The organism is Listeria marthii (genome assembly GCF_014227425.1).
GTDB lineage: Bacteria > Bacillota > Bacilli > Lactobacillales > Listeriaceae > Listeria > Listeria marthii.
In genome coordinates this window covers 73,720-95,340 of record NZ_JAASWB010000007.1, presented here as the reverse complement: position 1 = coordinate 95,340, position 21,621 = coordinate 73,720, and the positions used below count along the sequence as shown (strand labels likewise).

At 40.1% G+C, this 21,621-nt stretch carries 23 protein-coding genes and 1 riboswitch; of the genes, 8 read left to right on the top strand and 15 right to left on the bottom strand.

Going from position 1 to position 21,621, the window contains the following annotated elements:
- Positions 1–106: 106 nt before the first annotated feature.
- On the top strand, positions 107–802 hold the full coding sequence (locus HCJ55_RS12645) for a histidine phosphatase family protein (RefSeq protein WP_185518449.1): 696 nt from the start codon (positions 107–109) through the stop codon (positions 800–802).
- 12 nt (positions 803–814) lie between these two features.
- Positions 815–1,510 (top strand): histidine phosphatase family protein, encoded by a 696-nt coding sequence (locus HCJ55_RS12640; protein ID WP_185504431.1) that lies wholly within the window; start codon positions 815–817, stop codon positions 1,508–1,510.
- 42 nt (positions 1,511–1,552) lie between these two features.
- Here HCJ55_RS12640 and HCJ55_RS12635 read toward each other — a convergent pair whose 3' ends face one another.
- A complete protein-coding gene (locus HCJ55_RS12635; protein WP_185518447.1) occupies positions 1,553–2,593 on the bottom strand; it encodes a lactonase family protein in 1,041 nt (346 codons plus the stop codon).
- A gap of 400 nt (positions 2,594–2,993) precedes the next feature.
- On the opposite strand from HCJ55_RS12635, the gene HCJ55_RS12630 reads away from it, so the two are divergent.
- Positions 2,994–3,899 carry a magnesium transporter CorA family protein gene (locus HCJ55_RS12630; protein ID WP_008946988.1) on the top strand — a complete coding sequence of 302 codons (906 nt, stop codon included), beginning with the start codon at positions 2,994–2,996 and terminating at the stop codon, positions 3,897–3,899.
- Between the two features lie 41 nt (positions 3,900–3,940).
- On the opposite strand, the gene gdhA is transcribed toward HCJ55_RS12630, so the two are convergent.
- From gdhA to HCJ55_RS12580, 10 genes are all read right to left on the bottom strand, one after another.
- Positions 3,941–5,317: an NADP-specific glutamate dehydrogenase gene (gene gdhA, locus HCJ55_RS12625; RefSeq protein WP_185396771.1), complete on the bottom strand. Its 1,377-nt coding sequence runs from the start codon at positions 5,315–5,317 to the stop codon at positions 3,941–3,943.
- A 494-nt stretch (positions 5,318–5,811) separates the two neighbouring features.
- Positions 5,812–6,123: a phosphoribosyl-ATP diphosphatase gene (hisE, locus tag HCJ55_RS12620; protein ID WP_008946989.1), complete on the bottom strand. Its 312-nt coding sequence runs from the start codon at positions 6,121–6,123 to the stop codon at positions 5,812–5,814.
- Entirely contained in the window at positions 6,124–6,441 is a 318-nt protein-coding gene (gene hisI / locus HCJ55_RS12615; RefSeq protein WP_008946990.1) for a phosphoribosyl-AMP cyclohydrolase, read from the bottom strand.
- Positions 6,438–7,193 carry an imidazole glycerol phosphate synthase subunit HisF gene (gene hisF, locus HCJ55_RS12610; RefSeq protein ID WP_185518445.1) on the bottom strand — a complete coding sequence of 252 codons (756 nt, stop codon included), beginning with the start codon at positions 7,191–7,193 and terminating at the stop codon, positions 6,438–6,440. The genes hisI and hisF overlap by 4 nt, the downstream gene beginning before the upstream one ends.
- Positions 7,183–7,905, bottom strand: a complete 723-nt coding sequence (hisA, locus tag HCJ55_RS12605) for a 1-(5-phosphoribosyl)-5-[(5-phosphoribosylamino)methylideneamino]imidazole-4-carboxamide isomerase (RefSeq protein ID WP_185518443.1) — start codon at positions 7,903–7,905, stop codon at positions 7,183–7,185. Before hisA ends, hisF begins: the two co-directional genes overlap by 11 nt.
- Positions 7,884–8,510 (bottom strand): imidazole glycerol phosphate synthase subunit HisH, encoded by a 627-nt coding sequence (gene hisH / locus HCJ55_RS12600; RefSeq protein ID WP_185518442.1) that lies wholly within the window; start codon positions 8,508–8,510, stop codon positions 7,884–7,886. The genes hisA and hisH overlap by 22 nt, the downstream gene beginning before the upstream one ends.
- Positions 8,511–9,095 carry an imidazoleglycerol-phosphate dehydratase HisB gene (gene hisB, locus HCJ55_RS12595; protein WP_185503137.1) on the bottom strand — a complete coding sequence of 195 codons (585 nt, stop codon included), beginning with the start codon at positions 9,093–9,095 and terminating at the stop codon, positions 8,511–8,513.
- Positions 9,096–10,379, bottom strand: a complete 1,284-nt coding sequence (gene hisD / locus HCJ55_RS12590) for a histidinol dehydrogenase (RefSeq protein WP_185518440.1) — start codon at positions 10,377–10,379, stop codon at positions 9,096–9,098.
- The gene (gene hisG / locus HCJ55_RS12585) at positions 10,376–11,017 is read right to left on the bottom strand and encodes an ATP phosphoribosyltransferase (protein ID WP_008946996.1); all 642 of its coding nucleotides are present in this window, start codon (positions 11,015–11,017) and stop codon (positions 10,376–10,378) included. Before hisG ends, hisD begins: the two co-directional genes overlap by 4 nt.
- Entirely contained in the window at positions 11,014–12,195 is a 1,182-nt protein-coding gene (locus HCJ55_RS12580) for an ATP phosphoribosyltransferase regulatory subunit (RefSeq protein WP_008946997.1), read from the bottom strand. Before HCJ55_RS12580 ends, hisG begins: the two co-directional genes overlap by 4 nt.
- A gap of 151 nt (positions 12,196–12,346) precedes the next feature.
- On the opposite strand from HCJ55_RS12580, the gene hisJ reads away from it, so the two are divergent.
- Entirely contained in the window at positions 12,347–13,174 is an 828-nt protein-coding gene (gene hisJ, locus HCJ55_RS12575) for a histidinol-phosphatase HisJ (RefSeq protein ID WP_185518438.1), read from the top strand.
- Here the strand turns inward: hisJ and HCJ55_RS12570 are convergent.
- On the bottom strand, positions 13,159–13,455 hold the full coding sequence (locus HCJ55_RS12570; protein ID WP_008946999.1) for an MGMT family protein: 297 nt from the start codon (positions 13,453–13,455) through the stop codon (positions 13,159–13,161). The genes hisJ and HCJ55_RS12570 overlap by 16 nt on opposite strands.
- 77 nt (positions 13,456–13,532) lie before the next feature.
- Here HCJ55_RS12570 and HCJ55_RS12565 point away from each other — a divergent pair, with 77 nt between their 5' ends.
- Entirely contained in the window at positions 13,533–14,564 is a 1,032-nt protein-coding gene (locus HCJ55_RS12565) for a nucleoid-associated protein (protein WP_185518436.1), read from the top strand.
- 42 nt (positions 14,565–14,606) lie between these two features.
- On the opposite strand, the gene HCJ55_RS12560 is transcribed toward HCJ55_RS12565, so the two are convergent.
- Positions 14,607–15,902 (bottom strand): NCS2 family permease, encoded by a 1,296-nt coding sequence (locus HCJ55_RS12560; RefSeq protein WP_008947001.1) that lies wholly within the window; start codon positions 15,900–15,902, stop codon positions 14,607–14,609.
- 93 nt (positions 15,903–15,995) lie between these two features.
- Positions 15,996–16,097, bottom strand: a riboswitch (purine riboswitch).
- Between the two features lie 120 nt (positions 16,098–16,217).
- Between HCJ55_RS12560 and gmuD the strand changes: the two genes are divergently transcribed.
- From gmuD to HCJ55_RS12545, 3 genes are all read left to right on the top strand, one after another.
- Positions 16,218–17,612, top strand: coding sequence for a 6-phospho-beta-glucosidase GmuD (gmuD, locus tag HCJ55_RS12555; protein ID WP_046336136.1), 1,395 nt, complete (start codon positions 16,218–16,220; stop codon positions 17,610–17,612).
- A gap of 43 nt (positions 17,613–17,655) precedes the next feature.
- Entirely contained in the window at positions 17,656–18,384 is a 729-nt protein-coding gene (locus HCJ55_RS12550) for a GntR family transcriptional regulator (RefSeq protein ID WP_003721369.1), read from the top strand.
- 441 nt (positions 18,385–18,825) lie between these two features.
- On the top strand, positions 18,826–20,289 hold the full coding sequence (locus tag HCJ55_RS12545; RefSeq protein WP_185518434.1) for a MucBP domain-containing protein: 1,464 nt from the start codon (positions 18,826–18,828) through the stop codon (positions 20,287–20,289).
- A gap of 53 nt (positions 20,290–20,342) precedes the next feature.
- Here the strand turns inward: HCJ55_RS12545 and HCJ55_RS12540 are convergent, their stop codons facing one another.
- Positions 20,343–20,801 (bottom strand): threonine/serine exporter family protein, encoded by a 459-nt coding sequence (locus HCJ55_RS12540; protein ID WP_003723383.1) that lies wholly within the window; start codon positions 20,799–20,801, stop codon positions 20,343–20,345.
- A gap of 13 nt (positions 20,802–20,814) precedes the next feature.
- A complete protein-coding gene (locus HCJ55_RS12535) occupies positions 20,815–21,567 on the bottom strand; it encodes a threonine/serine exporter family protein (protein ID WP_008947005.1) in 753 nt (250 codons plus the stop codon).
- Positions 21,568–21,621 lie beyond the last annotated feature (54 nt).

The window sequence follows — 21,621 nt, the reverse complement described above, 5'->3', positions numbered from 1 at the left end:
ATTTACAAAAGTAAAGATATCTTTACTTTAAAATAAATTAGTTTGCCATTAACTCCTAAGATTGCTACTATTAAAGGGAGAAGTGATAATTTAAAGGAGTGTATACATGGAATCAGCAAGTAGGGTAGTTATTTATTTAACGCGACATGGAAAGACGATTTTAAACACACTTGATCGGGTGCAGGGCTGGGCTGACTCGCCTTTAACCGAAGAAGGGGCACTTGTTGCGCATGAGTTAGGTCGGGGCTTGAAGGGGACTAATTTTGTAGCAGCTTACGCAAGTGACCGAGGACGCGCGATTGAAACAGCTCGAATTGTCATGAATGAAAGTGACAACCAACATTTAAAACTGGAAAAATTGGCTGAAATGCGGGAATTTGGTTTCGGTAAATTTGAAGGGGAATATAACCAAGCAGTGTTAAAAATGGTTGCAAAGGCGCACGGTTTTGACTCGATTGAAAGCTATTATGAAAAAAATGCCGAAAAAAATGCTAACATCGTGATTGATACGGTGCACAAAATGGACGAAACTGGAATGACAGAAAACGCTGCTATTTTTGAAGAAAGATTAACTGCTGGGCTTGATGCCATTCTTACAGATGCGCAAAATCGTGGTGGTGGAGAAGTCTTAGTTGTTGCACATGGTATGGTTATTCATCGCATTATTAAAATGATTGATCCGAGTAAAAATATAAGAATTATTGAAAATGCCAGCGTGACTAAAGTTATTTTTGAAAATGGGGCTTATTCGATTGAAGAACCGGGGAATATGTCGTATGTAGAAGCTGGTAAAAAAGCATAAGGGGGAGTTTAAATGACAGCAGGAAAACTGAATGTGTACTTAGTTAGACACGGCAAGACGATGTTTAATACATCTCGTCGCGTGCAAGGGTGGTCAGATACGCCATTAACAAATGAAGGAATCGAAGTGGCGGAATTTTTAGGACGTGGGCTTCGCGGGACTCCATTTGATGCAGTTTATACGAGTGACCGTGGTCGGACGATTGAAACGGCTGGAATCGTGTTACGCGAAAGCAAACAAACGCATTTAGAAATCAATGAATTACGTGATTTTCGCGAGTTTGGCTTTGGTAAATTTGAAGGCGAGTATGAAGATATTATGTTTGGCCAAGTAATGGAATATTTGGGCTTTAAGTCAGTAGAAGAAGCTTTTGAAAAATTTGGTGATGATGGTTACCAAATCATATCTGAAACGGTGGAAAAAATTGATGAAACTGGGATGTCGGAATCTTGGGATACGATGGTTGGTAGATTGAAAAATGCGCTAGAAACAGTTAGTGCGGAAAACAAATCGGATAATGCTAATGTTTTAGTTGTTTCTCATGGCATGGCGATCAATACGATTATTTCTTTCTTTGACAAGTCATTAATTAACCCAGAACTAGCCAATGCGAGCGTTACAAGACTTGGCTTTGAAAATGGCAAATGGACCATTGAGGCTGTGAATGATTTAAGTTACATTGAAGCAGGAAAAGCAGTTTTAGTATAAAAAAATCCAGAATGGTTTAAACGCCATTCTGGATTTTTATTATTATTTTACGAATTTAATGCAAACTGGTTCTGGAACTTTTACGTCTTTTTGAAGTAAAGTAAGAGCGCCAGTTTCTTTATTAACACCAAAAACAGTCACGTTATTGCTGTTTTCGTTTGTTGCCACTAGGATTTCGCCAGTGAAGTCAAGGTCGAAGTCACGTGGACCAACGCCTTCCACTGGAGTTGTAGCTGCAAGTGTTAATGTACCGTTTTCGGCAACAGCATAGCTAACGATAGCATCTTGGCCGCGGTTAGAAACATATAGGAAACGACCATCTGGAGAAATATGGATTGCGCTACCTTTATTTTCTTTGTCAAAACCTTCTGGAAGAGATGCGATTGTTTGGATCACGTTTAACGCACCAGTAGATTTGTCATATTCAGCGAAAACAACTTCGGAAGTTAATTCCGTCATGATATACACATATTTAGCATTTGGATGGAAAACAAGGTTACGAGGGCCGCTTCCAGGTTTTACATCTAATTCCGTTACTTTTTCAAGTTTGCCTGCAGTAGCGGAGTAAGTAGTTACTTTGTCCGTTCCAAGGTCACATGTGATAACGTATTTTTGGTCTGGAGTGAAGCCAGCAAAGTGCGCATGTGGTTTTTCTTGACGTTCGTGGACACTTTTACCAGTATGTTGAATTGTGGAAACAGAAGGCTTTAATGCGCCGTTTTCTGTTGGATAGCTTACGATTGTACCTAAGTGGTAGTTAGCGGAAACGACGATTGAACCATCATGGGATGCATCAACGTAACATGGCGGGTTACCAGCTTGAACCTCTTGGCCGATGAAAGTTAAAGAGCCATCTTCTTCGATAGAAAAAGCAGCAACGCCACCTTTATCGCCATCTTTTGCTACAGAATAAACGAATTTTTCGTCATCTGAAATTTTAAGATATGTTGGGTTGTCCATTTTTCCAGCTAATTTATTTTCTTTAATTTCGCCAGTCGTTTTGTCGATTACTAAGCGATAGATACCTTGGCTTTCGACTTTGGTATATGTACCAATATAAGCAGTTGCTTCATTTTTTGACATGCCAATTCCTCCTATAAATAAGATATTTCCTAGTTAATTATAGCATAGTAAAGAAAAGATGGAAAAATATCACGTTTATTGCATTAATATTACACTTTATTATTAATACACTTTATTAGCATTATATGAAATATTACTGTAACAAAAGTATTGACTTAGACATAAAAGTAATGTAAGATATAATTATCCCATAGAGATTGTCATTTGAAATAAGCTAATTTAAAATAAATTACTTCCCCCATAGAAATATTGATAATTGCTTATTTCAAATAAACACTCCTTTTAAGATAGTTGTAGCACAGAATTTCCCAGATTCTGTGCTATAATTATGTAGATTTAGAGATGCTCAGGTATTGAGGCTCTCTTTTTTTATGACATCAAGGAAAGTAGGGAGAAGTAAATGTCTATTCAAACCGTTTTTGGGAATGGAAAATATAATTGGGTTAATATCGATACAGATAATACGGAGAACTTAGCAGATTTTTATGAAAAGTATCAAATTGATAATGAGGTAATTGCTTATTCGATTGATAGAAATGAACGAGCCCATTTTGAATATGACCAAAAGACAAATACGTTTGTGGTTGTATTTAATGTACCGGATCAAAGAAAACTTGATAATCATTATGAAACAATTCCGATGGTTTTTATTATAAAAGATGAACAATTAATTACGATTACGAACAATGATAATCAGTATATTACGCGGAAAATGAAGCAATATTTAGCGGATTCAGACGCAGTCACTATTTTTCAGTTTTTATTTAGTAGTTTGTATTTTGTTATGGATGCGTTTTTTCCGTATGTGGAAGAAATGGATATGGAGAGAAGATTGATTAATGACAAATTGAAAATTAAAACGACGAAGAAAAATTTGTTGTTATTGTCGGATTTGGAAACGGGAATTGTTTATTTTGTTTCGGCGTCTAAGCAAAATGCGGCGTTGCTGGAACAAATGAAATCGCATATGATTTACCGGGAACTAAATGAAGTAGAAAAAGAGCAGTTTGAGGATGCTTTAATAGAAGCAAAACAGCTTGTGGAGATGACGGGATTAAGTTCAGAAATCTTACAGCAATTGTCAGGTACGTATAATAATATTTTGAATAATAATCTGAATGATACGATGAAAATTTTGACGGCTTTATCTATTTTATTGACGGTTCCGACGATTATTACGGGATTTTTTGGAATGAATATGCCGCTTCCGTTAGAACATAATGTTTTTGGTTGGCTGATAACGATTTTGATTAGTATTGTTCTGTGGTTTGGACTTTCTTTTATTTTACGGAAGTTAATGAGATAACAAAAAGCCCTTCTTTCAAAAGAGAGAAGGGCTTTTTTGAATTAAATGATACCGTGAGAAATCATCGTGTCTGCAACTTTCAAGAATCCTGCGATATTGGAGCCGATAACTAGGTTACCTGGAGCACCGTATTCGCTTGCTGCATTACTTGAATTTTTATAAATATCTTTCATGATGTTTTGTAAATGTTCGTCAACTGTTTGGAACGACCAGCTCATGCGAGTGCCATTTTGAGCCATTTCAAGGGCTGATACAGCTACACCGCCAGCGTTTGCCGCTTTTGCTGGGCCAAATAGTACTTTGTTTTCGTGATAAATGTCAACTGCTTCAAGTGTAGATGGCATGTTTGCGCCTTCTGCAACAGCGATAACACCATTTTTTACAAGCGCGCGGGCTTGATCGGCGTTGATTTCATTTTGAGTTGCACATGGTAGCGCGATGTCACATGGAACGGACCATACGTCGCCGCCTGCATAATATTCAGCAGAAGGGTGGATTGTTGTATATTCGCTAATACGTTTGCGTTCTACTTCTTTTAATTGTTTTACTGTTTCTACTTTGATGCCTTCTTTGTCATAAACAAAACCAGCAGAGTCGCTACATGCAACAACTTTAGCACCTAATTCATGTGCTTTTTCGATGGCATAAATAGCTACGTTACCTGAGCCAGAAACGACAATTTTCTTGCCGCGGATAGATTCGCCAGCTGCTTCTAACATTTCAACGGTGAAGTAAACAAGACCGTATCCAGTTGCCTCTGTACGAGCTAAACTACCGCCGTAAGTAAGGCCTTTACCAGTAATTGTACCAGCATCATAAGCGCCACGAAGACGTTTGTATTGGCCGAATAAGTAGCCGATTTCGCGTCCGCCAACACCGATATCACCAGCTGGAACATCTGTATCTGGACCGATATGTTTTTGTAGTTCTGTCATAAAGCTTTGGCAGAAACGCATTACTTCTGCATCTGTTTTTCCTTTTGGATCAAAGTCAGATCCACCTTTACCGCCACCGATTGGTAAGCCAGTTAAGGAGTTTTTGAAAATTTGTTCAAAGCCAAGAAATTTGACGATGCTTCCAGTAACGGAAGGGTGGAAGCGAAGACCACCTTTATATGGACCAATTGCGCTATTAAATTGGACGCGGTAACCGCGATTTACGTGTACTTTACCAGAATCATCCACCCATGGAACTCGGAAACTGATAAGGCGTTCGGGTTCTGTTAACTGTTCTAAAATACCATTTGCTTCGTATTTAGGTTCTTTTGCAAGGGCTGGGATAACAGAGTTTAAGAATTCTTCAACTGCTTGGTGGAATTCCGTTTCGCCAGGATTCCGTTGTTTAATTGTTTCAAACACTCGAGCTGCATATTCTTCGGCTGCCTTTGTGTCGTTTTGGATAGTGGATGTTTGTGCCATACTATAATCGCTCCTTGTTTAAATATTTTGACTATAAGGAAAAGTAGAAAACCTAATGCAAATACACGTGATGTTATAAAGTGAAAAAACATCGGCTTATTTGCGCCAAGTAGGTCAACTTTTCTTACCTATGTTGTTAGTTTACACATTGTTGAGAATATTTTCAAGCATAAAAACCAATTTTTCTGAAATTTTTTAAAATGTAGTTAATGAGAACGTTTGCTTATATTTGGGTGGAGGAATTATCAGGCAAAGTGCGAAAAAAATAACCGCACCAGGGGGATGCGGTTAAGGGAGTATTAGGGAGTAATAATGTTAAAGCGAGCCAAGGGATAAGACTAATTCGGATACTAGAATTATTGCTCTAACATTACTTGCTTTCTTTTGGGAAAAATAAAAGCTCTCCACGTAAACAAGTATATAAAAGATGGTTTAAAAAATCATGCGCTTTTTCTTACAATAATAATCTTTAAGGTTACGAAAATGTCATGTTTTTATAAATCGCTAATTTCTTTGCGGTCACGAGTAGTGCTGAGTTTACCTTCGCGCTTTTGAAGTTCCGTTTGGATGGCTGATAGCGGAATGTTTTTTTCGGCTAAGAGCACGAGCACGTGATAGGTTAAATCGGAAACTTCGGCGATTAATTCCTGATTATCATTTTTAGCGGCGATGACGACCTCGGTAGTTTCTTCGCCAACTTTTTTGAGGATTTTATCGAGTCCTTTTTCGAATAGGTAGTTAGTGTAGGAGCCTTCTTTTGGTTGTTCTTTGCGCAGTTTAATTTCTTCATATAGGTCATTTAGCATTTAAAAGTCCTCCTTTATGAGATTGAAAAAGCAGCTTTTTTTACCGGTATGGCAGGCTGGGCCGATTTGGTTTACACGGATGAGCAAGGTGTCATTATCGCAGTCGGTCCAGATTTGTTTTACTTTTTGGGTGTGGCCGCTTGTTGCGCCTTTGTTCCAAAGTTCATTTCTGGAGCGCGAAAAGAACCACGTGTAGCCAGTTTCGAGCGTTTTTTTATAGCTTTCTTCATTCATATAGGCGAGCATGAGAACTTCGCCGTTTTGGTCGTCTAGGATGATGGTTGGAATAAGACCTTTAGAAAAATCGACGGAAATCATGGGCGGATATTCACTCCTTTTTCGAGTAAGGTAGTTTTGACGTTTTTGATGCTCAGTTCACCGTAATGGAAAATGCTGGCTGCGAGTGCGGCGGTTGCGTTTGTTTGTTCGAACACTTCGACCATGTGGGAGGCATTACCACATCCGCCTGAAGCGATGACGGGAACGGAAACAGCTTCTGAAATTGCTTTTGTGAGTGGGATATCGTAGCCGTTTTTGGTACCGTCGCCGTCCATGCTAGTTAGGAGGATTTCACCGGCGCCAAGTTGAACAGCTTTTTTGGCCCATTCAATGGCATCCAGTCCGGTATCGTTTCGGCCACCGCGCGTGAAGACGTGCCAGTTTGTACCGTTCCATTTAGCGTCAATGGCGACAACGATACATTGATTGCCGAATTTTGCGGCGCCTTCTTGGATGAGTTCGGGTCGTTTTATCGCAGCGGAATTGAGGGAAATCTTATCGGCACCAGCTTGGAGGAGCTCTTTCATATCAGCGACGCTACTTATGCCGCCGCCAACCGTGAGTGGGATGAAAACTTGCTCGGCGGTTCTTTCGACGACATCTATCATTGTTTGGCGCAGTTCGACGGTTGCTGTTATATCAAGGAAAACGAGTTCATCGGCGCCAGCTTCATTATAGGCTTTGGCGATTTCGACGGGATCACCGACGTCGGTTAAGGAAACAAAATTAACACCTTTTACGACGCGACCGGCTGTGACATCAAGGCAGGGGATGATTCGTTTAGTAAGCATGTTGTTCCACCTCGGTGACATCTGACATTGAAATATTTCCATTATAAAGGGCTTTCCCGGCTATGGCTCCATACAAACCAAGCTCCGCGAGTGCTTCTAAATCGGCACGGCTACTTACGCCACCAGATGCAATTAAATTGATGCTGACATGTTTTTGCAATGCAGCCATTTGTTCTAAATTAGGCCCTGTAAGTGTGCCATCGCGGCTAATATCGGTGTAAATGATGGTTTCGACATGCATGTCTTCCATTCGTTTGGCTAAATCTAAATAGCTAACTTGGCTTACATCGAGCCATCCGCTTGTTGCTACAAAGCCGTTTTTGGCGTCGATTCCGGCAGCTATTTTTGAACCGTATTTTTGGACGGCAGCACGGAGGAAATCTGGATCTGTTAGCGCGGCTGAACCGATGATGACGCGGTCGATGCCGGATTCGAGATAATAGTCCACTTGTGCCATGCTACGAATTCCACCGCCAACTTGGACGGGGATTTTGGCAGCTGTTTGCATTTTTTGGATGATTTCGAGGTTGACTGGACGTCCTTCCAGCGCACCGTCTAGGTCAACAATGTGCAAATAGGTGGCGCCGTCTGTTGCAAAGGCTTTTGCTTGAGCAATCGGGTCTTCATTTACCACGGTTGTTTTGGAAAAATCACCTTGGAAAAGCCGGACGCATTGTCCATTTTTCAAGTCTATTGCTGGGAAGATTTGCATGATTCGATGACCTCCTTAAAACCTTTTAAAATTTCTAGTCCGATTTGGCCGCTTTTTTCTGGGTGGAACTGGGCGCCGTAGATATTGCCGTTATTTATCATGCCGGGAACTTCGACGGAATAGCTGCTTGTTGCGATAATGTACTCCGCTGGGCAGTCGGCATAATAGGAATGGACATAGTAAACATATTCGCCACCGAGTTGGTTCGTGAGTGGGGTTGTGCGTTTGATTTCTAGTTGATTCCAGCCCATGTGAGGAACGGCAAATTCGGGTTTGTCAGGTAGTTTTTCGACACGACCAGGAATAAGACCGAGTCCTTTTGTGAAAGTATGCTCGCTGCTCGATTCAAGCAAAAGTTGCATACCGAGGCAAACGCCGAGAATTGGTTTTCCAGCGACTGCGATTTCTTTTAAGGTCACATCAAGCCCACGCCGAGTGAGTTCTTGCATAGCTTCTGGATAGGCGCCAACTCCGGGTAAAATAACACCATCGGCTTGTTTGATTGCTGCTTGATTGCTAGAAATTTTGTTTTCTAGTCCAATAAAATCCAGTGCTTTGCTGATACTCTTCGTGTTTCCTGTATCATAGTCGATAATAACAATCATTTACAGAACCCCTTTAGTCGAATTTACGCCTTGGATTTCAGGATTAATTGTGATTGCTTCACGGAGAGCACGACCGAATGCTTTAAAAAGAGCTTCGATTTTATGGTGAGTATTTTTACCGTAAAGAACGCGCAAGTGGAGGTTCATTTCACTGTTGAAGGCGACTGCTTGGAAAAATTCTTCTACTAATTCTGTGTCAAAATCGCCTAGTTTGGGGTTTGTTAGTTCGGCGTCAAAAACAAGATAGGAACGGCCACTTAAATCAAGCGCACAAAAGCCAAGTGCTTCGTCCATTGGCACATAAGCGGAACCGTAGCGGTTGATGCCAGCTTTATCGCCGAGTGCTTCTTTTAGACAAAGACCGAGTGTAATGCCGATGTCTTCAACCGTATGATGCGCATCGATGTATGTATCGCCAATTGCATTTACATTTAAAGTGATGCGGCTGTGTTTGGCGAATAAGGTGAGCATATGATCTAGAAATCCGACTCCAGTGGAAATAGTGGATTCTGTTTGGGTATCAAGATTAATGGAAAGCTCAATGGAAGTTTCGGCGGTAACTCTGGTTTTAGTTGCGGTTCTCATTTAAATTTCCTCCTCAAAACGAATTTGAATAGCTTTGGCGTGGGCGTCGAGACCTTCTTTATTAGCAAGTAGGATGATGGCGTCTTTTTCTTTTGCAAGTGCTTCTTTCGTATAAGAAATAAAAGCGGAACGTTTCGTGAAATCTTCTACGCCAAGTGGGGAGAAGAATTTGGCAGTGCCGCTTGTTGGTAAGACGTGATTCGGTCCGGCAAAATAGTCGCCAAGTGGTTCTGAGGCATAGCTTCCTAGAAAAATAGAGCCGGCGTTTTTAATTTGATGCAAATAATTCATTGGATTTTCTAGTTGGACTTCTAGGTGCTCTGGAGCAATTTCGTTCATGATATCGAACATTTCTTTCGTGTTTGTTGCGATAATAATTTTGCCTTGCGTCTCAATGGATTCTTGGGCGATGGCTCTTCGTGGCAGGGTTTCGAGTTGTTTAGTTATTTCGGCTTTTGTTTGTTGGGCGATGTTTTCACTTGTGGTAATTAAAATAGCACGGGCTAATGTATCGTGCTCTGCTTGGGAGAGTAAGTCAGCAGCGATGAAAGTAGGATTAGCCGTTTCATCTGCGAGCACGACGATTTCGGATGGACCGGCAATCATATCGATATCAACCAAGCCAAAAACTTCTCGTTTAGCGGCGGCGACATAGACATTTCCCGGGCCGACGATTTTATCTACTTTAGGAATGGACTCGGTTCCGTAAGCAAGTGCGGCAATTCCGTGCGCACCACCAACTTGGTAAATTTCGTCCACGCCAGCAAGTTGTGCGGCTGCTAAAACGTGAGGATTGATGCCGTTTTTCCCGGGAGGCGTAATCATCACAATCCGTTCCACACCAGCGATTTTGGCAGGTAGAACATTCATTAAAACGGATGATGGATAGGCTGCGGTGCCACCGGGAACATATACGCCGACGGTTGAGAGTGGGCGTATTAATTGGCCGCGAATGACGCCATCTTTTTCGCTATCAAGGAATGCGTGTTGTTTTTGCTTGCTGTGGAAACTTTCAATATTTGCTTTTGCTTGGTGAAGGGCTTCTAGGAAGGCGGGCTCGACTTTGGCTGTGGCTGCTTGGATATCGGTGTTTGAAACGCGAAGTTCGGTTAGGTTGACGTCATCGAACTGGGCTGTGTAGTCGAGTAAGGCTTGGTCGCCAGCTGTTTTTACTTTTTCGATAATCGCTTTTACTGTGGTTTCGACTTGGTGTGAGGTGCTCGTTGTGGTTTCAGTTTTGAGTTCGTTTAATATGGACGCTGTTGTTCCGGTTAGAATTTTCACGGGGTACGCTCCTCCTTTATCGCTTGTTCTAATTGGTCGATTAAATGGAAAATTTGCGTTTTATTTTGTTTTAAGGAAGCTTTGTTGACAATCAGGCGGGCAGAGATGGGATACATTTTTTCGTAAATAAGTAGGCCGTTTTCTTTTAAAGTGGAGCCGGTTTCGACGATATCAATGATGGCGTCAGCAAGACCGAGTACAGGCGCGATTTCGACGGAGCCTTCGATTTTGATAATTTCTACATCTTCGCCTTTTTCGCGAAAAAATTTGGAAGCCACTGCTGGATATTTGGTGGCGATGATTTTTCGACGATAGCTGCTTGGATCAAAATCTGGCGTAGAAGCAAGGCAGAACTGGCATTTGCCGATTTCAAGGTCGAGCATTTCATAATGTGATTTGGAGGCTTCCATCAGCACGTCTTTTCCAACGATACCAATATCCGCGACGCCGTGTTTCACGTAAGTCATGACATCAACCGCTTTTACTAAAATAAACGAAATCGGCTGGGTGCTGCTATGGAAAATCAATTTGCGCTTTTTATCAGTCATCGAAGAACAATCAATCCCTGCTTTTTCCAAAAGGACAATGGCATCTTTCTCTAGTCGGCCTTTCGTTAAAGCGATTTTCAAAGCTTTCATAGGTCCGCCTCCTTTTGAAAAATAGTTTGGCTTCCTTGGCTGGAAACGTGAACGACGGTTGGGATGTGCCATTTTTTCGCAAAAGAGATAGCGTTTGTTGGTGTTTCAAAAAAGCTTAATTCGCTGTTTGGTGTTTCTTGCATGAGTTTTTCGGCTTGTTGGAGTGCGTCTAGGTCGTAGTGGATTAAAAGTGTTGTTGGAGGTTGTTTCTTGATGATGCCAGCGCGGTTTTGTAGGGTTGTGAGGGAGTCGAGATTAAGTGCCAAACCAACTGCTGGAGAGGGGGAGCTGGTGAATTGTTCTAGTAAGTGATCGTAACGACCGCCACTTAAAAAATTATCGGCAGCAAGGTCGGCATATCCTCTGAAAATAATACCTGTATAATAATGAAAATCTTGCACGAGTCCTAAGTCAACACTAATATCGGCTGCGTAAGAAACAGCTCCTACAATAGTTTCCATTTCGGTCAGTGCGGTTAAAATTCCTTTATCTGTGGTTAAGTTTTTTGCTTGTTGTAAAATCGCTGTCGCTGGGCCAAATAATCGTGGTAATGCCAGAATAAAATCGTCCAGCGTGCTCGGATTATCAGCAACGAACTGTTGAATGCCAGTGAGGCTTTTATTTTGAATCAGCAGGCGGAAATCAATTTCGGCTGTTTCGCGAAGGTTTAAAAGATGTACAACACGCCTGTAAATTGCGGCATGACCGAGTTCGATTTGAAAATTCGGAATTTCTAGTGTATTTAAAACACCAATGCCACTTAAAATACATTCAATCTCAGCTTTAATGGAAGGATAACCAATAATTTCAATTCCGGCTTGGGTCTGTTCATTTTGTTCGCCACCAAAATCTTCATTTGCGCGAAAGATTTTTCCGCTGTAAGAAAGTTTGAGCGGGAGCGTGACACCAGTTGTACTAACGACTCGACCAATTGGAAGGGTCATATCTGGCCGAAGAACTGTCAAGCGACCTTTTTCATCAAAGAAACGATATAACTTGGCGTCAGCTTGATGTTCCGAAGAAAAGACGTCTTCAAATTCGATAACAGGTGTTTCAATCCGCTTAAATCCACGTTTTTCAAAATAATGATTCACTTGTTGCTCAATTTTGTATGCGGCCTGTGCTTCGCGAAAAAGTTTATCACGTGTTCCAGTTGGCAAGTTCTTATTTAAGTTCATCTGGTTAGCTCCTTTACGATATTTTAGTTTATTAGCATATTAGCACGTTAAAGCGTTTTTGTAAATAATGAATAGAAAAATAGTTCCATATGGTATAATTAGTGTACCATTTAGCACGCTTAGGGAAAAGAATTTTGAAAGAGGGTTGAATATGAAAAGAGACGGGCACACGCATACAGAGTTTTGTCCCCACGGTACGCATGATGATGTGGAGGAAATGATTTTAAAAGCGATTGAACTGGATTTTGATGAGTATTCTATTGTTGAGCACGCGCCGCTTTCGAGTGAATTTATGAAAAATACTGCTGGGGATAGTGAAGCAGTGACAACGGCGAGCATGGCAATGAGTGATTTACCTTATTATTTTAAGAAAATGAATCAGATGAAGAAAAAATATGCGAGTGATTTGTTAATACATATCGGGTTTGAAGTGGATTATTTGATTGGCTATGAGGATTTCACACGCGATTTTTTGAATGAATATGGGCCAGAAACGGATGATGGTGTGTTGTCGCTGCATTTTTTAGAGGGGCAAGGCGGTTTTCGTTCGATTGATTTTTCGGCGGAAGATTATAATGAAGGAATTGTGCAGTTTTATGGTGGATTTGAACAGGCACAACTCACTTATTTAGAAGGTGTGAAACGGTCGATTGAAGCGGATTTAGGACTATTTAAGCCGCGGAGAATTGGACATATTTCATTGTGTCAGAAGTTTCAGCAGTTTTTTGGAGCGGATGGACGTGATTTTTCGGCGGAAGTAATCGCGGAATTTCAGGCGGTGCTTGCTTTAGTGAAAAAGCGGGATTATGAGCTTGATTTTAATACAGCAGGCCTATTTAAGCCACTTTGCGGGGAAACGTATCCGCCAAAAGAAATCGTGGCGTTAGCTAGAGAGTTACAGATTCCATTTGTGTATGGATCCGACTCGCATGGCGTTCAAGATATTGGGCGCGGATATAGTGCTTATTGCCAAAAGTGATCTTTCATTTTGACATGCCCGTTCTCTTTAAACGTCACTCCTTCAAGTAAAAGCAGTTCGCGTTGTTCTTCCCAACCTGGGACAAGCCTGCCAGCTGCATTTACGACACGATGGCACGGCGTAATTTGGTCACGCTTTGAATGTTTTAGCGTAGCACCAACGAGTCTGGCGTTTTTCGGAAAACCAATCATATAGGCGATTTGCCCATAAGTCGTCACTTTACCGCGCGGGATTTGGCGCACGACCGTATAGACGCGATCTTCAAAATCAGCTGGAATCATTATGTAACCTCCATTTGTTCATAATAAATTTAGTATACAGGAAATACCTATTTTATAAAAGTTAGGATGATACAAGAATGCCAGATTTTTCTTACGCAAAAATTACGAAACTCGTGGTCCACTTTGCTGGAAATAAAGCGAGAGAAGAAGGAACCGAAGTCTCAGCGAATGTACTTGCTGATATCGGGTCAGAAATGAACCAAACATTATCTTCTATTTTCTTAGAACCATTTACAAAAGATGAATATTACCAATTTAGTCACGAAACTGATTTGGATTTTAACGAAGTCCGAACTTTTGCTGCAAATATGTTTATAGCGGAGGAAGAGTTTCTAGATGAATCGAAGAAAATTTTAGAGCATTTATACAGCGAAACAACCCACCCGAATATTAAAAGTGGTGACGTCTGGATTTTCTTTATTGAAGGTTGCGTCGTTGATGGTGATTTCACAAATGGCATCGGAATTTTCAAAGTCGAAAACAAAGAAGTCTTTCTGAAAAATGATTTTAATGGCAGAGAATTCCAAATTGGCTATGATAAAGGGATTACTGGAACAGATTTGGATAAAGGTTGTTTGATTTTTAATGTGGATCATGACACGGGGAATAAAGTGTTGATTTTAGATCGGCTTAACCGTGGTGATTCTGTTTATTGGAAAGATAAGTTTTTAAGTATTGATAAGATTACCGATGAGAAGTTTTATACGGAAGGTTTTGTGGAGGTTTGTACGGATTATATTAAGCAACGCGAGGAGTCGCTGCTAGATAAATCTAATTTTGTCAAAGCGACGACGGAATATTTGGCAGGGGAAGAGACGTTAAATATTGCTGAATTTGCCCGTACGACGATTGAAAAACCAGAGGAAATTACCGAATTCAATACAATGGTCGATACGTTCGAACGCGAAAACAATGTCCGTTTTCCAGAAATGTTCCAATTAGATGAAGAAAAACGTGAAAAATTATCGAAAAAAATTCGCAAAACGATCAAACTTGGCAAAAATATTTCGGTTGTCGTGAAGGATTTAGAGCAGCTCGAAGAAACCGATTTTGTGCAAGGGTATGACGAGGAAAAAGGCAAAAGCTACATGATAGTGTATTACGATTAAAAGAAAAAACCGAGGATGCGGAATCCCCGGTTTTTTTGCTGTCTAAACGACAAACATAAAGTACAGTATAAACAGCACCATCATCACATACATAATCGGATGAACTTCTTTATAACGACCTTTAAGTACCATTGTGATTGGGTAGAAAATGAAGCCAATCGCGATACCTGTTGCAATAGAGAAAGTAAGAACCATCATTAAAATAACGAAAAAGGACGGAACGGCTACTTCGAATTTTGTCCAGTCAATATGAGCCACATTTCCAATCATTAAAATCCCAACGATAACAAGCGCCGGCGTCGTAACCGCACTTGTAATTACACCAAGAAGCGGCGAGAAGAATAGTGACAGCGAGAAACAGATGGCGATAACAACGGCAGTTAAACCAGTCCGACCACCAACCGCAACACCAGCAGTAGATTCTACATAAGAAGTGGTTGTCGATGTCCCGAAAATCGCACCAAAAACAGTTGCGATCGAGTCAGAGAAAAGTGAACGACCGGCACGCGGGATTTTATCATCTTTTATAAAGCCGGCTTGTGTCGCAACAGCAACAAGCGTTCCAGCGGTATCAAAGAAATCAATGAAGAAAAATGTCAAAATAACAATCAACATTTGCGGTGTGAAAATATCCGGCAAATGGATAATAGCTTGACCAAAAGTTGGCGCAATACTTGGTACAGATGACACAACTTGTGTAGGCACGTCAATTAAACCAAATAACATTCCGGCGATAGCAGTCGTCGCCATCCCAAAGAAAATCGCACCTTTCCAACCAATCGTCATGTAAGCCACGGTAATAACAATCCCGAAAACAGCTAGTAAAACCGGGCCAGAATGCAAGTCACCAAGTGCTAAAATAGTGGATTCATTTGGCACGATAATTCCCGCATTTTTAAGACCTAGAAAGGCGATGAAAAAGCCAATTCCGGCTCCAACAGCGAATTTTAGTTCAGTTGGAATTGCATTTACAATTTTTTCACGAATTCCGGAAAGAGTTAAACAGATGAACACTAAACCTGAAACAAGTACTCCAGCTAGCGCGGTTTGCCAAGGAATTCCCCACTGCGCACAAACTGTATAAGCAAAGAACGCATTTAATCCCATTCCCGGAGCAAGTCCGATTGGGTAATTAGCAATAAGTCCCATTGCAAGTGATCCAACAACAGAAGCTAGAATCGTTGCCACGAAAACTGCTTTTAATTCCATTCCGGTTGTTGCAAGCATGGATGGATTGACGAAAAGTACATAAGCCATCGACAAGAAAGTCGTAAGCCCCGCGAGTATTTCTGTCCGAATAGTCGTCTTGTTCTCGCGTAGTTTGAAAAATTTATCCATTAAAAAAAGCCTCCCTATTTATGTTGTCGCACATAACGGAAAGAGCCTAGGTAAAAAAGGGAATAATAAATAAAAATAGCAAAAAAATCCCTATTAAATTTTACAATAGCTCGTAGCCTGGCATTTTACGGTTGCCTGGTAGAAACGAACGGTCCATATTACCGAACTTATACGACTCTATTATTGTAGCGGATTAGCCGATTTTTGGCAATACGTGTAAGAAATAAAAATTAAAAACAAACTTTTGGATAAATAAGTTTATACTTTTAAATAAATAAGGTATAATAAAAACAAATAATAGTTGGAGGTAAAAAAATGACTTATAAATTTCCAGAGAATTTTTGGTGGGGAAGTGCGGCATCCGGCCCACAAACAGAAGGCGCAGCAGATGTAGACGGCAGAAAACCAAGCATTTGGGATCATTGGTATAAAATAGAGCCAGGTCGTTTCTTTAATGATGTTGGTCCTACAAATACATCTAATTTTTACTATCAATATAAAGAAGATATTGCTTTGATGAAGCAAACGGGACATAATTCTTTCCGTACCTCGATTCAGTGGTCACGCCTTATTCCAGATGGTATTGGCGAAGTGAACCCAAAAGCAGTTGATTTTTACAATCGTGTTATTGATGAAATGCTTGCAAATGACGTAGAACCATTTATGAATTTATATCATTTTGATATGCCAATGTCGATGCAAGAAAAAGGCGGTTTTGAAAGCCGTGAAGTAGTGGACGCGTATGCAACTTTTGCGAAAACTTGTTTTGAATTATTCGGTGATCGTGTGAAACATTGGTTTACTTTTAATGAGCCGATTGTTCCGGTTGAAGCGGGCTATTTATATGATATGCACTATCCGAATGTCGTTGATTTTAAACGCGCGACACAAGTTGCTTACCATACTACTTTGGCACATGCGCTTGCTGTGAAAGAATTCCACGCGCTGGAAATTCCAGAAGGCCAAATCGGAATCATTTTAAACTTAACACCATCGTATCCAAGAAGCCAAAATCCGGCTGATTTAAAAGCGGCTCATATTGCGGATCTAATTTTCAACCGCAGTTTCCTTGATCCTGTTACAAAAGGGGAATTCCCGGCTGATTTAGTAGAAATTATCCGCGAGCATGATGCGCTTCCAGAATATACGGAAGAGGATTTAGCGATTATTAAAAACAACATTATTGATATTCTTGGTGTGAACTACTACCAGCCGCGCCGTGTGAAAGCGAAAGAATACGCAGCTCACCCGGATGCGCCATTTATGCCAGAACATCTTTTTGATAATTATGAAATGCCTTACCGTAAAATGAATCCGTATCGTGGCTGGGAAATTTTCGAAAGAGCGATTTATGATATTGCGATTAATCTGCGCGACAACTACGATAATATTCCGTTCTTTATTTCCGAAAATGGTATGGGTGTGGAAGGCGAAAGTCGCTATCGTAATGCAGACGGAATGATTGAAGATACGTACCGAATTGACTTCATTAAGAGTCATTTGAAATGGCTTCATAAAGCAATTGAAGAAGGCGCTAACTGTCATGGTTATCACCTTTGGACGTTCATGGATTGCTGGAGCTGGGCGAATGCTTACAAAAACCGTTATGGCTTAGTGGAAGTTGATTTGGACAATGACTTCAAACGTACCGTGAAAGCATCCGGCCATTGGTACAAAGAACTTTCAGAAAACAATGGTTTTGAAGACTAAATGTGATAAAATAAAAGTATTATGTGTAAAGAGGTGAACTTCCGTGGCTCAGAACCAGACGAAATATAGCTTTATTGCTGAAGAAATCCGCAAAAGAATTATGAATCACGCCTATCCGCTAAATCAACCTATTCCTGATGAGATAACTTTGGCGAAAGAGTTTGATTGTAGTCGAATGACAATGAAAAAGGCGCTTGAGGTACTCGTACTTGAAGGCTTACTATACCGGAAACGCGGACATGGTACTTTCATTATCAAATCGGCACTGGACGCGGACCGCTTACAGATTCACAATCAAGAAGTAAATGGCTTCACTAAACTTTTGAACGGAAAAAAAGTTATTAGCAAAGTAATTGAGTTTAAAGTCATTTTTCCAACCGAAGAAATTGCCGAACGTCTTCATATCGAGATGGAAACACCAATCTATGATATTCTTCGGGTTCGCTTGGTCAAAGATGAACCATACGTGCTAGAACATACGTATATGCCAGTTGGGGTTATCCCAGGCATCAATCAGCAAATTTTAGAAGGATCAATTTATTCGTATATTCAAGACGATTTGAACCTAAAAATTGCAAGTTCGTATAAACAAATTCGCGCAGATAAAGCGACACTGCTTGATCAGCAGTATCTCGACTGCGCTTCGGATGATCCCGTTGTCGAAGTAGAACAAACCGTGTATTTAAACAATGGTCTCGCGTTTGAATTTTCCAGATCGCGCCACCGTTATGATAAATTCGTGTTTACAACAGTGAATATAGCTAGACGTTAAAATAAAAAGAAGCTAGAGAAAGTGAGAAATCATTTTATCTAGCTTCTTTTTTGAGTATCAAAGCAGTTTAAATTATTATTGGGTGTAATTTGTATAAAAATATGGATTTGTTCACAAAATAGACATATTTATATACTTGATAATAATTTAGGATTCTTATATAATACTTAGCCCAATTATGTACAGATTTTAAATATAGTTCTGCTGTTTAGGCTATACGGAACTGTGGAAAGAAATAATATTACTCCCAGTATAAGACTATTTAAATAGTTTAAAAAAAATATTTTTGTTCACAAAATAGACATATCTCAACCCATTGATAATGTTTTTTGCCTAATATATAATTGCTTAGCTCAATTAAGCGCGAGTTTGGCTCTCCCTTTTGATAGGAAGAGTGAGCAGTTAGAATGAGAAATTAGTTATATGAGGAGGGATAGTACTATGAGGAAAAAATACTTTCTTTGCGTATTCGCAGTAATATTATTTTTCACAGGTTTTCTTTTTGAAAATCCACCGGTGAATGCTGCTGAAACTGATACGAGCAATGTTACGTACAGTTACATTGATATCAGCACATTAACAGCAACGCAAAAAAATAGTATTATCAAAGGAAATCCAAACGAAACACTTACAAGTGATTATGAAAATTATTCCTTTGTGTATCAAAAAAACACATCAGGACCAACTACAAATACAGATAATACTTCTGACAATAATAATAATCAAAATGGGACACTAGTAAAAGCGGGAGATGTTGGCCCAAATAGTTATTTAATCATCCTAGGGTTTATTTTATTAGGAAGTGGTATTGGACTTCTTACTTTGAAAAAAAGACACGCCAAACAGCTGTTACTTTTTCTTCTTGTCCTTGGCGGTAGTAGCTTATTAGTTGGATCAATCGTTCAAGCAACAGAAAATAGTAACTTAAAAACCCAAGAATCTCGAACAGTCATAAAAGGAACGAAAGAAACGAAACAACCTGAATCAATGGAAGGGTATACGTATGTAGGATATATACACACAAGTAAAAATAATACACCACCCGTAGTTGAAAAAGGGGCTGTAACTGTAAACTATCAGGATGAACAAGGAAATTCACTGGCGACTAGTGAAACACTCGAAGGCGACATTGGCAAACCATATCAGACTGCAACGAAAAATATCGAGGGCTACCAATTAAAAGAAGTGAACGGAAATACAACAGGAACTTTTACAGAAAAAGCGCAAGTTGTTACGTATATTTATCAAAAAGTACCTGTAGCTACCGTAATGGTTAAATACTTCGACCAAGATGGAAAACAAATCCATACTCCACAAACAATTAGCGGTAATATTGGCGAACCATATGATGCTTCAACAGATAAATACAAATTACAAATTGATGGATATACATTGGATACAACGAAACTGCCAAACAATGCAAATGGTACTTTTACTAATCAAGCTACAGAAGTAATGTATATCTATACGAAAGAAGCACAAGATGTTAAAATAACAATTAAATTTGTTGATAGGAATGGAAATCCATTTGTTTTAACGGATTTAACAACTTATAAAAACGGCGGTTTAGTGCCTGTTTATCCTAATTTAGACCAATATCATATGAGACTAAATTACAATCAACAAATTTATAATCAAGGTGAAGCAGTGCCTGATATTGTTATTCCAGCTAAAGAAGGAGAAACGTATTCGTTACCAGAAAGAATGACCTTTAATATACTGGATGATCAAGGGAAACAAATTCCCTATGTTATTTCGCAAAATGCCGATTTCAGTAGTACCGGGATTGAGAGATGGGAAAACTACCAAAGTATACCAGCCAATCGCGAAGGAATACTGACTAGTGAAGATGTGGTGGTTACGTACCAGATACTTGTTTATGGAGTTTTGATTCCTGAGCCATAAGTAAATCAAATTATTCGATAATAAAAAAGCAATCTCGTCTAGAGATTGCTTTTTTAAATACGTTCTTTCCGTCCACGAAATGCCCTAATACTATGATTGAATACTTCCGAGAGCATTAACCCCGCTGCAATCGCGCCAGCAACCACTGTAACTTGAACAGAAAAGCCAATCGCTTCCGTATAATCACCTAACACAAAATTCCGTACAGCTTGGTAAGCAAGTCCCCCGGGAACGAGTGGCACAATTCCCGGAACATTGAATATCGTAATCGGCATTTTTTTATGTTTCGCAAAAAAGTGACTCAGCACAGCGACCACAAAAGCTCCGGCTAGGGAAGATGCTCCTGTCCCAGAATCCATTTGCATTAAAGTCCAGTAAGCCATCCAGCCGAATGTTCCTGTAATACCACAAGCATTCAGCGCTCTTTTTGGCACATTTGTAATAATCGCAAACGTTACAGTCGCAACATAACTCAGCACTAATTGAATAATAATTGTCCAAACTAAATCCATCATAGCGCCTCCTTTATAAGAAAAAGCGGAAAACAACCGCGATTCCAATTCCTATTGCACAAGAAGTAAGTAGCGCTTCCGTTCCGCGTGCCATTCCACTAAGCAAATGCCCAGCAAGCAAATCCCGAACCGCATTCGTAATCGGCACCCCGGGAACAAGCGGCATCACGCCACCAATAATCATCGTATCTAAATTAATTCCCCAACCAATCGAAATCGTCAAAACAGCTAAGAGACCAACAGTTAATGAAGCTAAAAATTCAGCTAAGAACTTCACCTTCATAAAAATCTGCGTATAATAAAAAATGATAAAACCGATAGCACCAATGATACAAGTTGGAATAAAATCAAACCAACCGCCACCAAAAATAACCATCAACGATCCACTAACAAGTGATGCTGCGATAATCTGCAACCAAATAGGGAAATAGCGCACATCTTTATCTAAATTAACAAGCTTTGTATGTAATTCTTGCAAGGAAATTCTCTTTTCCGCGAAATCCCTAGAAAATTCATTGACCATTGATACTTTTTCTAAATTAATTGTTCTTGTCGGAATTTGCTGTAACTGCACATTACGTTCTCCTTCAAGCGACATAAAAAGCCCAGTCGGCGTCACGAAACTAATCCCTTTTTTATTACTAGCGACGGTTGCAATGCGGTTCATCGTATCTTCTACGCGATACATTTCCGCGCCACTTTCCATCATTATTTTGCCTGCCATTAAGCATGTTTCTAGCAAATAATCTGTTGTTTCCGTCGACATAACTAAGCACCTCCAACCCTTTATTCCTTCTCAATCGTAACGCAATCAAATCAA